The 11,091-nt window shown below is 71.1% G+C and carries 11 protein-coding genes; 3 read left to right on the top strand and 8 right to left on the bottom strand.

Features of this window, described 5'->3' with window-relative positions:
- The 6 genes from ACFTZL_RS06310 to ACFTZL_RS06335 form a co-directional block, all read right to left on the bottom strand.
- Complete coding sequence (locus tag ACFTZL_RS06310; RefSeq protein WP_382578948.1) at positions 1 to 990, bottom strand: zinc-dependent alcohol dehydrogenase family protein; 990 nt, start codon at positions 988 to 990, stop codon at positions 1 to 3.
- A complete protein-coding gene (locus ACFTZL_RS06315) occupies positions 987 to 1,811 on the bottom strand; it encodes a carbohydrate ABC transporter permease (RefSeq protein ID WP_382578951.1) in 825 nt (274 codons plus the stop codon). Before ACFTZL_RS06315 ends, ACFTZL_RS06310 begins: the two co-directional genes overlap by 4 nt.
- The gene (locus ACFTZL_RS06320; RefSeq protein ID WP_382578953.1) at positions 1,808 to 2,749 is read right to left on the bottom strand and encodes a carbohydrate ABC transporter permease; all 942 of its coding nucleotides are present in this window, start codon (positions 2,747 to 2,749) and stop codon (positions 1,808 to 1,810) included. Before ACFTZL_RS06320 ends, ACFTZL_RS06315 begins: the two co-directional genes overlap by 4 nt.
- Positions 2,746 to 4,119, bottom strand: a complete 1,374-nt coding sequence (locus tag ACFTZL_RS06325) for an ABC transporter substrate-binding protein (RefSeq protein ID WP_382578956.1) — start codon at positions 4,117 to 4,119, stop codon at positions 2,746 to 2,748. The genes ACFTZL_RS06320 and ACFTZL_RS06325 overlap by 4 nt, the downstream gene beginning before the upstream one ends.
- A gap of 81 nt (positions 4,120 to 4,200) precedes the next feature.
- Positions 4,201 to 4,971: a DeoR/GlpR family DNA-binding transcription regulator gene (locus ACFTZL_RS06330; RefSeq protein ID WP_382578958.1), complete on the bottom strand. Its 771-nt coding sequence runs from the start codon at positions 4,969 to 4,971 to the stop codon at positions 4,201 to 4,203.
- A gap of 311 nt (positions 4,972 to 5,282) precedes the next feature.
- On the bottom strand, positions 5,283 to 6,092 hold the full coding sequence (locus ACFTZL_RS06335; protein ID WP_382578959.1) for an NAD-dependent epimerase/dehydratase family protein: 810 nt from the start codon (positions 6,090 to 6,092) through the stop codon (positions 5,283 to 5,285).
- Between the two features lie 223 nt (positions 6,093 to 6,315).
- Between ACFTZL_RS06335 and ACFTZL_RS06340 the strand changes: the two genes are divergently transcribed.
- Positions 6,316 to 7,257 (top strand): 5-dehydro-4-deoxyglucarate dehydratase, encoded by a 942-nt coding sequence (locus ACFTZL_RS06340; RefSeq protein WP_382578962.1) that lies wholly within the window; start codon positions 6,316 to 6,318, stop codon positions 7,255 to 7,257.
- Positions 7,254 to 8,420 carry a hypothetical protein gene (locus tag ACFTZL_RS06345; RefSeq protein WP_382578964.1) on the top strand — a complete coding sequence of 389 codons (1,167 nt, stop codon included), beginning with the start codon at positions 7,254 to 7,256 and terminating at the stop codon, positions 8,418 to 8,420. Before ACFTZL_RS06340 ends, ACFTZL_RS06345 begins: the two co-directional genes overlap by 4 nt.
- 136 nt (positions 8,421 to 8,556) lie before the next feature.
- On the opposite strand, the gene ACFTZL_RS06350 is transcribed toward ACFTZL_RS06345, so the two are convergent.
- On the bottom strand, positions 8,557 to 9,795 hold the full coding sequence (locus ACFTZL_RS06350) for an MFS transporter (RefSeq protein WP_382578967.1): 1,239 nt from the start codon (positions 9,793 to 9,795) through the stop codon (positions 8,557 to 8,559).
- 74 nt (positions 9,796 to 9,869) lie between these two features.
- Positions 9,870 to 10,325 carry an SRPBCC domain-containing protein gene (locus tag ACFTZL_RS06355; protein WP_382578969.1) on the bottom strand — a complete coding sequence of 152 codons (456 nt, stop codon included), beginning with the start codon at positions 10,323 to 10,325 and terminating at the stop codon, positions 9,870 to 9,872.
- Between the two features lie 144 nt (positions 10,326 to 10,469).
- Here ACFTZL_RS06355 and ACFTZL_RS06360 point away from each other — a divergent pair, with 144 nt between their 5' ends.
- Complete coding sequence (locus ACFTZL_RS06360) at positions 10,470 to 11,072, top strand: TIGR03086 family metal-binding protein (RefSeq protein ID WP_382578970.1); 603 nt, start codon at positions 10,470 to 10,472, stop codon at positions 11,070 to 11,072.
- Positions 11,073 to 11,091 lie beyond the last annotated feature (19 nt).

Raw genomic sequence — 11,091 nt, forward strand, 5'->3', positions numbered from 1 at the left:
CTACGGCACCACGACGATCTTCCGGCCCACCCCGGCCGCGAACTGTTCCAGCGCCTGCGGGTACCGCTCCAGCGGGATGCGGTCGCTGATGAAGATCTCCGGGTCCAGCACCCCGTTCGCGAACAGCTCCGCCGCCCGCTCGAAGCTGTGCAGCACCGCCATCGAGCCCGTGATGGTGATCTCCTGGTTGTAGATGCGGTACGGGTCGATCGTCACCCGGGTCGCGTAGTCGGCCACACCGAACTGCAGGAACGTGCCCGCCTTCGCCACCCGGTCCAGGCCGTCCTGGATCGCCGCCGCGTTGCCCGTGGCGTCGACGACCAGGTCCCAGCCCTGCGGCCGGTCCAGTTCGTCGGGGTTCGCCGCCGATGCCGAGACACCGAGGCGGCGGGCCGTCTCCAGGCGGGCCGGGTTCACGTCGACGACGTCCACGCTCGCCGCGCCCGTGCGCTTCGCCAGTTCCAGCATCATCAGGCCCATCGTTCCGGAGCCGTAGACCAGGACGTGCGCGCCGAGGCGGGACTGGAGCACGTCGTAGCCGCGTACCGCGCAGGACAGCGGCTCCACGAGGGCCGCGTCCTCCGTGCGGACGTGGTCCGGGAGCTTCACGCAGTTCGCCACCGGGGCCACCGCGAACTGCGCGGCGCCGCCCGCCGTCGTCACGCCGATCGCCGCCCAGCGTTCGCAGAGGTTGTTGTGGCCCGTACGGCAGTAGCGGCACTCATAGCAGTAGAGGGAGGGGTCGACCGCGACCCGGTCGCCCACCGACACCTCGGTGACCCGGGTGCCGACTCCGACCACCTGGCCCGCGAACTCGTGCCCGGGCACGATCGGCAGCTTCGGAGCGAACTCGCCCTGCAAGATGTGGAGGTCGGTGCCGCAGAGGCCGCAGGCGGCCACCTCGACGACGACCTCGCGCGGCCCTGGCGTCGGGTCCGGGACCTCGGCGACGACGGCCTTGCCCACGGACTCGATGACGGCGGCCTTCATTTCACGGCTCCCAACGACAGGCCCTGGACCAGCTTGTCCTGGGCGGCGAACCCCGCGGCGAGCACCGGCAGGGAGATGACGAGCGACGCGGCGCACACCTTCGCCAGGAACAGGCCCTGGCTGGTGATGAAGCCGGTCAGGAAGACGGGGGCGGTCTCGGCGACCACGCCGGTCAGCACCCGTGCGAAGAGCAGTTCGTTCCAGCTGAAGATGAAGCAGATGAGGGAGGTCGCAGCGATGCCGGGCAGGGCGATCGGGGCGACCACGCGCGTGAGGACGGTCGGCAGTCTGGCCCCGTCCACCTTCGCCGCCTCGATCACCGCGACCGGGATCTCGGCGAGGAAGGACTGCATCATCCACACCGCGATCGGCAGGTTCATGGACGTGTAGAGGATGACCAGCAGCCAGATGTTGTCGAGCATCCCGGCGTTCTTCGCGAACAGATAGATCGGCAGCAGGCCCGCCACCACCGGCAGCATCTTCGTGGAGAGGAAGAAGAACAGGACGTCCGTCCACTTGCGGACGCGGTTGATCGACAGCGCGTACGCCGCCGGGAAGGCCAGCAGCAGCACCAGCAGGGTCGAGGCCAGTGACGCGACCGCCGAGTTGATCAGGGCCGGCCAGGGGCTCGCGCCGCCGCCCGCGCCGAAGAACTCGCGGTAGCCGTCCAGGGTCAGGGAGGCCGCGAAGGAGGGCGGGTTGGTCGCCGCGTCGGCTTCCGAGTGGAGGGACGTCAGGGCCATCCAGGCGATGGGCAGGAAGAACACGATCCCGGCCAGCCAGGCCATGAGGCCCATGCTGTTGCGGCGTACGACATTCATGCGCGGGACACCTCCTCGCGGAACAGGGACGACACCACGCGCAGGGCGAAGGTCGCGATGACGATCGAGCCGATGACGACCAGGACGCCCGCGGCCGAGGCGAGGCCGTTCTCGTGGGCCTGGTAGAAGCTCTGGTAGACGGTGTAGGGGAGGTTGGCGGTGCCCAGGCCGCCGGACGTGATCGTGAAGACCGCGTCGAAGTTCTGGACGATGTAGATCGAGCCCAGCAGCGCGCCCAGTTCGAGGTAGCGGCGCAGATGCGGGAGCGTCAGATGGACGAAGATCTGCCAGTCGCTCGCGCCGTCGACCCGGGCCGCTTCGACCTGCTCGTGGTCGCGGCTCTGCAGGCCGGCGAGCAGGATCAGCATCATGAACGGCGTCCACTGCCAGACGAGGGATGCCTCGACCGCGAGCAGCGGGGTGTTGGAGATCCAGTCGGGCTGTGGACCGCCCACATAGTGCAACAACCCATTGAGCAGGCCGTATTCAGGGTTGTAGAGCACATGCTTCCAGAGCAGTGCCGCAGCCACCGGTACCACCAGGAACGGCGCGATCAGCAGGGTGCGGACGATGCCCCGGCCGCGGAACTTCCGGTCCAGCAGCAGGGCGAGGACGAGTCCCAGCACCAGGCTGGCCAGGACCACCGCCACCGTCAGGAGCACGGTCGTCCACACCGAGTGGCGCAGGTCCGCGTCGGTGAGGACCTCCTGGTAGTTGTCGAGGCCCGTGAAGTGCCGGGCGTCGGGATAGAGGGCGTTCCAGTCGAAGAAGGAGATCACCAGCGTGGCCACGAAGGGCAGCTGAGTGACGACGACCATGAAGATCAGGGCGGGGAGCAGCGGGGCCCGGGTGGCCCAGGCGCGCAGCCGGGCGGAGGGCCGGCGGACCGGGGTGCGGAGCTCGGGGGAGGCCACGGGGGCCGTTGTCGTGGCGCTCATCGTCCCTCGTACTCCTCGGAGATCTTCTCGGCGAGCTGCTGGGACTTGCTCAGGGCCGACTCGACGGACTGGCGTCCGGCGATGGCCGCGCTGATCTCCTGGGAGACCTTGGTGCCGAGGTCGGTGAACTCGGGGATGCCGACGAACTGGATGCCGGGCGCGGGCCGCGGCTGCACGCCGGGGTCGTCGGGCCGGGCCTTCTCGATGGCCTCCTTGGTCATCTCCTGGAAGGCGGCGGCCTCCTTGCGGTAGTCGGCGTTGGCGTACGTCGACGCGCGCTTGCCGGCCGGGACGTCGGCCCAGCCGGCCTGGTCGCCGACCAGTTCCTCGTAGCCCTTGCCGGACGCCCAGGAGACGAACTTCCAGGCGTTGTCCGGGTTGCGGGAGGACTTCTGGATGCCCCAGGCCCAGGTGTAGAGCCAGCCGGACGACTTGGTCTTCTCGACAGGGGCGGGGGCGTAGCCGACCTTGCCCTTGACCGGGGAGTTCGCCGCCTCCAGGGATCCGGCAGCGGAGGTGGCGTCGTACCACATGGCGACCTTGCCCTGGGTCATGTTGTTCAGGCACTCGGCGAAGCCGGACTGGGCGGCGCCGGACTCGCCGTGCTCGCGCACCAGGTCGACATAGAACTTCGTCGCCTTCTCGAAGGCGGGCGAGTCGAGCTGCGCCTTCCAGTTCTTGTCGAACCAGGTGCCGCCGAAGGTGTTGACGACCGTCGTCAGCGGCGCCATCACCTCGCCCCAGCCGGGCAGGCCGCGCAGGCAGATGCCCTTCATGCCCGGTTCGGTGCCGTCGGCCTTCGCCGCGAGGTCCGCCACCTGCTGCCAGGTGGGGTGCGCGGGCATCGTCAGGCCCTTCTTCTCGAACACGTCCTTGCGGTACATCAGGAACGACGACTCGCCGTAGAAGGGCTGGCCGTAGAGCTTGCCGTCCTCCGCGGTGAGGGACTGGCGCATCGGCTTCAGGACGTCCCGCTCGTCGTAGGCCGGGTCCTTGGCCACATAGCCGTTCATCTCGTGCAGCCAGCCGTTGCGGGCGTAGATCGGTATCTCGTAGTTGGACAGGGTGGCGACGTCGTACTGGCCGGCCTGGTTGGCGAAGTCCTGGCTGATCTTGTCGCGGACGTCGTTCTCGGGCAGGACCGTGAAGTTGACCTTGATGCCGGTCTCTTGGGTGAAGTGGGCGCGGGTCTGCTTCTGCAGCTCGACCATCTGGGGGTTGTTGACCATGAGGACGTTGATGGCGTCGCCGCCGGATCCGGCCCCGCCCGCGCCGACCCAGCAGCCGGAGAGCAGCGGGGCGAGCAGCGTCCCTGCGGCGGCCGCGGCGAGCGTGGCTCGCGGTGGCCGTCGTCGGCTCTGGGTTCGCATGGATCGCTCCTGGATGTATGGGGAGATAAGGGGCAGCACAGGGTGTGACTGTGCCGCTGGGGGACGAGGGTCGGTGTGGTGTCAGACCCGGATGACCTGGGGTCCGAGCAGTGAGTAGCGGTGGGCTTCGGCCGTCGGCAGCAGCGTGCTCGTCACGATCGTCTCCAGCGCGCCGACCTCGGCGAACCGGCAGAAGCTGACCGCTCCGAACTTGGTGTGCACGCCCGCGAAGACCGTGCGGCGGGCGGCCCGGATCGCCTGCGTCTTGACTTCGCTGACGGCCGGGTCGGGGGTGGTGAGGCCGTGTTCGCGGGAGATGCCGTTGGCGCCGATGAACGCCAGGTCGACGACGAAGCCGGCCAGCATCTTCGTCGTCCAGTGGTCGACGGTGGCGAGGGTGCCGGAGCGGACCCGGCCGCCGAGCAGCAGGACGGAGACGGTGTCCGTCTCGGCGAGCGCGCCCGCGACCGGCAGGGACGCGGTGACCACGGTCAGCGGCCGGTCCCTGGGGAGTGCCTCGGCGATGAGCTGCGGGGTGAAGCCCTCGTCGACGAACACGGTCTCGGCGTCCCCGAGCAGCTCGGCCGCGGCGGCCGCGATCCGGCGCTTCTCGGGGACGTGGCTGGTGGCGCGGAAGGCGAGCGTCGTCTCGAAGCCGGCGCTCTCCACGGGGTAGGCGCCGCCATGCGTACGCCGGAGCAGGCCGTGGTCCTCCAGGACGCGCAGATCCCGCCGTACGGTTTCCTTGGCCACGCCCAGCTCGGTGGCGAGCGCGGTGACGTCGACAGCGCCGTCACGTCGTGCGACGAGCACGATCTCGCGTCGGCGTTCTTCCGCCGTACCCATACTCATGCCGACACCCGCCTTCCGCTCGCGCTGCCCGTTCGGGCCCTCTGCCGGGCCATGGGGGAAGTTCTACAGCGGGTGTTCCGTGGTGGCCAGGTCTGTTGCGGGCGTGATCCTGCCCGTGTGTGCCCGGTCGGTCGTGCGCGTGCGCGGCGTGTCGCGGGGGCTCCGTGGCCGTCTGCGGGCGCGTCGTGGCTGGTCGCGCGGTTCCCCGCGCCCCTGAGGGTGTTGCCCTGCCGCCCTCCGGAGTGTGCCCGAATGCCCGAGCGGGCGGGTCCGTTTTCTGCCCGCCCGCCGCCGGAGGTGCTGTCTTCGGGTCAGTACGGCCAGATCGGCGGGTCCGTCACGAACTGACCGCCGAGGTAGGCGTGGGCCTCGTTGCCGTCCCGCAGTTCGCCCTGCTCGGCGATCAGCTTCTCGGCGAACGGCTCGGAGTCGTCCTGAGGGTCGTAGCCGAGCGCCCGTGCCGTGCTGAGGTCCCACCAGAGCCGGGTGTTGGCGGAGGAGCCGTAGACGACGGTGTGGCCGACGTTCTCGGCGGTCAGGGTCGCGTGGAAGAGGCGGGCGCCGTCGGCCGGGCTCATCCATACCGACAGCATGCGCACGCTGGTCGGCTCGGCGAAGCAGGAGCCGATGCGCACGGAGACCGTCTCGACCCCGTGCTTGTCCCAGTAGAACTGCGCGAGGTCCTCGCCGAAGGACTTGGACAGGCCGTAGAAGGTGTCCGGGCGGTGCGGGGTGTCGATGGGGATGAGTGGGTCGGTGCCCTGGGGGCGCGGGGTGTAGCCGACCGCGTGGTTGGAGGAGGCGAAGACGATCCGGCCGACGCCCTCCTCGCGGGCGGCCTCGTACAGGTGGTAGGTGCCCTCGATGTTCGCCTTGAGGATCTTCTCGAAGGGCGCTTCCAGGGAGATGCCCGCGAGGTGGATGATCGCGTCGACGCCCCGGACGGCCTCGCGCACGGCGTCCTTGTCGCCGAGGTCGGCGACGATCGCGTCCGGCGCGTCCTCGATCGGGCGCAGGTCGAGCAGGCGCAGCTCGTAGCCGTAGGCCGGGAGCAGGTCCCGCATCAGGGTGCCGAGGCCGCCGGCGGCGCCGGTGAGCAGAACGGTGCGGGGAGCGGGCATCCTCGGTTCTCCTTGAATGGGCCACCGTGTACATGGGCGCACGGCATTCATATTCGTGGACACGCTAAGGAGCCGGGGTGGAGCCCGTCAAGTATGTCGCGTGAGCGGCGAATCCGCTGGTGCGTCGCGGGTTCGTGCGCTTGACCGGCACCAAGGGGGCGCCTTAGCGTGGAGCTGTTCAGAAATATAGACGCCAATCATGAATATGGAATCGGGAGAGCTCGTGACGTCAGCCCCTCTCGCCGCTCGACTCACCGTTCCCAGCGGGCCGCTGTTCTTCCCGGTCACCGCGTACGGTCCCGACGGCTCCGTGGACCTCGACGCCTACCGCACGCATGTGCGTCGCGGGGTAGAGGCCGGAGCCGCCGCCGTGTTCGCCTGCTGCGGCACCGGCGAGTTCCACGCGCTCACGCCCGAGGAGTTCGAACGGTGCGTCCGGGCGGCCGTCGAGGCGACCGAAGGACGGGTGCCGGTCGTCGCGGGCGCCGGGTACGGCACCGCGCTGGCCGTGCGCTACGCCCGCCTCGCCGAGGCCGCCGGGGCGGACGGGCTGCTCGCCATGCCGCCCTACCTCGTCGTCGCCGGGCAGGAGGGGCTGCTGCGGCACTACCGGGAGGTGGCCGCCGCGACCCCCCTGCCCGTCGTCGTCTACCAGCGCGACAACGCTGTCTTCACGCCGGAGACCGTCGTCGAACTGGCCCGCACGGACGGGATCATCGGCCTCAAGGACGGGCTCGGCGACCTCGACCTCATGCAGCGCATCATCAGCGCGGTGCGCTCGGAGGTTCCGGGCGACTTCCTCTACTTCAACGGCCTGCCGACCGCCGAGCAGACCCAGCTCGCCTACCGCGCCCTCGGCGTCACGCTCTACTCCTCCGCCGTGTTCTGCTTCGCCCCCGAGCTCGCCCTCGCCTTCCACCAGGCCCTCGGGAACGGCGACGAACGGACCGTGGAAAAGCTGCTGGACGGCTTCTTCCGCCCGTTCGTCGAACTGCGCGCCCAGGGCCGGGGCTACGCCGTCGCCCTGGTCAAGGCCGGTGTACGGCTGCGCGGCCTCGACGTGGGCGAGGTGCGGCCCCCGCTGCACGAGCCCACCGAGGATCATGTCAAGCAGCTCGCCGAACTGATCGAACGCGGCTACGCGCTGCTGGAGGAGGCCAAGTGAAGGCGTCGGCATTCGTCTACCCCTGGGACGTCAACGGGGACCCGGAGGCGCCCGCGAGGATCGCCGCGCTCGGCGTGGAGCAGGTGACGCTCGCCGCCGCCTACCACTCCACGCGCGCGCTCACGCCCCGCCACCCGCGCCACCGCATCGTCACCGCCGAGCACGCCTCCGTGCTCTACCCGGCGGACGACCGCTGGGCGGGGCGGGAGCTGCGCCCCTACGCGGCCGGCGCCTGGGCCCCCGGGGACGCCTTCGGGCAGGCCGCGGTCGCTCTCGCGGACGCCGGCCTCGAGGTGCACACGTGGGTCGTCCTCGCGCACAACTCCCGCCTGGGCGCCGAGCACCCTGACACCTCGGTCGTCAACGCCTACGGCGACCGCTACCCCTGGGCGCCGTGCATCGCCCAGCCCGCCACGCGCGCGTACCTGACCGACCTGGCGGCGGAGGCGGCCGTACGGCCCGGGGCGCGGGGCACCGAGCTGGAGTCCCTCGGCTGGTACGGCCTGCAGCATCTGCACGCCCACGACAAGACCGGCGGCATCGGCCTCGGGGACGCCGGGCAGTACCTGATGGCGCTGTGCTTCTGCCCGTCCTGCCGGGAGGGCTACGGCCGGCACGGCCTGGACGCCGACGAGCTGGCCGCCGCCGTACGGACCGCGCTGGAGCCGGTCTGGCAGGGGGCGACGCCCTCCGACGGGGGCTGGACGGGCATCGAGAAGCTCCTCGGCGAGACGCTCGCGCACACCACGCGCGCGTGGCGCGACGACACCGCCCGCACGCTCCAGGAAGAGGCCGTCGCTGCGGTCCGGGCCGCCGCCCCCGACGGCTTCCAGGTGCTGCTGCACGCGGACCCGGTGTCCTACCACGTCGGCGCCAACCCCGGCGTCGACCCGGCGCACATCCTGTCCGTCGCGGACGGTGTGGTCGTGCCCTGCGCGGGCGGCACCGGCACGCTGACCCCGTTCGCGAGCCAGGGCAAGGAGGGCTCCGTCATCGCGGCCAACTTCCCCGTCGTCTCCGGCATGGGCGGCAGCCCCGCCACCCTCGCCACCGACGCGGCGGAGGCTCACCGGCTCGGCGCCACGGAACTGCGGCTCTATCACGCCGGGTTGGCGTCCGACGGCGACCTGGAGGCGGTCCGCGCCGTGCTCGCGGGCCGCTGAAGCGGCGGGGCCGCCGAGGTGGCTCGGCGTTGCCGGTCATGCCGGGTTGGCGTCCGGCGGTGACGTGGAGGCGGTCCGTGCCGTGCTCGTGGGGCGCTGAAGCGGCGGGGCCGCCGAGGTGGCTCGGCGTTACCGGTCATGCCGGGTCGGCGTCCGACGGTGACCTCGACACGGTCCGCTCCGCCCTCGCCGGGCGCTGAAACAGCGGGGCCGCCGTCGTCAGCAGGGCCGCGCCCAGGGCCACCAGCACCGGCCGGTGGCCCGTCAGCTCGACCAGGGCCGCTCCGGTCGCCAGTCCGAGCACGTTCGGGGTGTACACCAGCGTGTTGGCCGTGGCGGTGACCCGGCCCAGCAGTGGGCCGGGAGTCTCGCGCTGTACCGAGGTCAGTGTGGCGATCAGCACCGCGGGCAGGCCCGCGCCGATCGCCACGCTGCACACCAGCGCCAGTGGGTCGGACGGCACCCCCCGCAGGGCCACCGCGACGGCAAGCAGGGCGATGCCGTACGCCGCGAAGCGCCGCTCGCCCAGGCGGCGCAGGGCCGTGCCGGAGAGCAGGCCCACCGCGACCGACCCGGCACCCTGCACGGCGTACAGCACACCGGCGTACGCGGGGGAGTGCCCGAGGTCGTCGACGACGGCGTAGACCATCGCCCCGTTCACTCCGGCGCACAGCATGGTGGCGCCGCCCGCCAGGACCAGGGGGCGCAGCACGGGGTGCGCCCACAGGTGGCGGGCGCCCTCGGCGGTCCGCTCCCGCCGGCTTCCGGTGGGCGGCGCGGGCCTCTCCTCCCGCACCCGCAGCAGCGCGTACAGCCCCGTGGCCAGCACGAAGGTCGCCGCGTCCAGGAGCGCGACACTCGCACCGCCGTACGCCGCGTAGAGGCCCGCGCCCGCCAGCGGGGCCAGGAGTTTCATGCCCTCGGTGGCCGTCAGGCGCAGGCCGTTGAAGTCGCCCAGCAGGGACGAGTCGACGGCGGTCGCCACGAGCGCCGACTCTGCCGCGTCGTGGACCACGCCCGCCGCGCCGTACACGAACAGCACCGCGTACAGCAGCCACAGGTCGCCCGGGGCGTCGACGCTCACGAGGGAGAGCAGGAGAGCGCCCAGGAGCAGGTTCACGCCGATCAGCAGCGGCTTGCGGCGGCCCCGGTCGGCGAGAGTGCCCAGCAGTGGGCCGGCCAGGGTCGGCAGCCACATGGCGAGCATGCACAGCGCGGCCAGGCCGTCCGAGCCGGTGAGGTCCTTGACCCATACGCCGGACGCCAGCCACAGCGCCGAGGTGCCGAAGCCGGAGACCACCACTCCGGAGAGGTAGAGCCCCGCGTCGCGGTCGCGCAGGACGCGCACGAGTGGCCAGGTCGTCTTGGTCGTCATGCCTGGTCATCGTGGGGCTAAGGACCGTGCGGAGGGATCGGGAAGGTGCCTTAATTCCGACGTGGGGTCAGTGATCAATCCCATTGTGAGGCGAGCATTTCCCCGAGCTTGCCGAGGCCCTGGACCCAGCCTTCCTCGTGGAGTGCGCGCCGCCGCTCCGTGGCGAAGTCGCCCTGGTCGAGGGTGAGATGAGACTCTCTGACGTCGGTGTCGTACAGCGACAGCGTCACCACCGTCTCCCGGTCCTCGGGATCGGGATCTTCCCAGCGGAAGGTGTACGACAGGCCTACCGGGGGATCGACGTCGATGTATTCGCCCACCAGGTAGAACAGCTCGCCTTCCGGGGGCTGCATCGCGATCCGGTAGGCACCGCCTGGGCGGAGGTCGATCTCCACACTCGGGGTGCTGAACCCGTCCGGGCCCCACCAGCGAGCCACTTCCAGCGGGTCGGTCAGCTCTCGGAACACGCGCGTGGGCTCATCCGCCAGCTCGCACTCCAGATGCAGTCTCAGCTCGACGTCCTGTGTCATCACGCACCACCTGCCACTGAAGATGCCTGGAATAACCCCTATGTGTATTTTAGGTTGGCCTGCCATGGGCCACGATTCCGAAGCGATGAGTTCCGTGGCCGGTGCCGGTCTACCTCCCAGGAACGGAACCAGGAGGAGCAGCCCATGACCGACACGACCCCGACCCCGATCCTCGACCTCGGACCGCAGGCCGCGCTCGTGGCCCGCCTGACCGAGGGCGTCACCGACGAGCAGCTCGCGGACCCGACGCCCTGCCCGAAGTACGCGGTGCGTCATGTGCTGGCCCACCTGGCCGGGCTCGCCGTCGCCTTCCGCGACGCCGGCCGCAAGGACCTGGGCGTCACGACCGACACCCGCCCGGACTCCACCGTGCCCGAACTCGGGCCCGGCTGGCGCGAGGAGCTGCCCAAGGTGCTCGGCGAGATGGCCGAGGCCTGGCGCGACCCGGCCGCGTGGACCGGTATGACCCGCGCCGGAAGCGTGGACATGCCCGGCGAGATCGCGGGCCTGGTCGCGACCGACGAGCTGGTGATCCACGGCTGGGACCTGGCCCGTGCGACCGGTCAGCCCTACGCCCCCGACCCGGCCGCGCTCCAGGCGTGTCACGGCTTCCTCGAGGCGGCCGTCGACGACCCCGGCCGGGGCGAGATCTTCGGACCCGTCGTACGCGTGGAGGCGGACGCCCCGCTGCTGGCCAGGACGGTGGGACTGAGCGGGCGGGACCCGGAGTGGGCCCCCAGGCCGTAGAAAGCGATTGCTACTTCCT

Source organism: Streptomyces sp. NPDC056948 (assembly GCF_042674225.1).
Lineage (GTDB): Bacteria > Actinomycetota > Actinomycetes > Streptomycetales > Streptomycetaceae > Streptomyces > Streptomyces purpurascens.

Bases quoted from the DNA above. Each gene is read 5' to 3' on its own strand.
- ACFTZL_RS06315 (WP_382578951.1), bottom strand. From the start codon at position 1,811: ATGAATGTCGTACGCCGCAACAGCATGGGCCTCATGGCCTGGCTGGCC.
- ACFTZL_RS06350 (WP_382578967.1), bottom strand. From the start codon at position 9,795: ATGACGACCAAGACGACCTGGCCACTCGTGCGCGTCCTGCGCGACCGC.
- ACFTZL_RS06335 (WP_382578959.1), bottom strand. From the start codon at position 6,092: ATGCCCGCTCCCCGCACCGTTCTGCTCACCGGCGCCGCCGGCGGCCTC.
- ACFTZL_RS06310 (WP_382578948.1), bottom strand. From the start codon at position 990: ATGAAGGCCGCCGTCATCGAGTCCGTGGGCAAGGCCGTCGTCGCCGAG.
- ACFTZL_RS06320 (WP_382578953.1), bottom strand. From the start codon at position 2,749: ATGAGCGCCACGACAACGGCCCCCGTGGCCTCCCCCGAGCTCCGCACC.
- ACFTZL_RS06325 (WP_382578956.1), bottom strand. From the start codon at position 4,119: ATGCGAACCCAGAGCCGACGACGGCCACCGCGAGCCACGCTCGCCGCG.
- ACFTZL_RS06360 (WP_382578970.1), top strand. From the start codon at position 10,470: ATGACCGACACGACCCCGACCCCGATCCTCGACCTCGGACCGCAGGCC.
- ACFTZL_RS06355 (WP_382578969.1), bottom strand. From the start codon at position 10,325: ATGACACAGGACGTCGAGCTGAGACTGCATCTGGAGTGCGAGCTGGCG.
- ACFTZL_RS06330 (WP_382578958.1), bottom strand. From the start codon at position 4,971: ATGAGTATGGGTACGGCGGAAGAACGCCGACGCGAGATCGTGCTCGTC.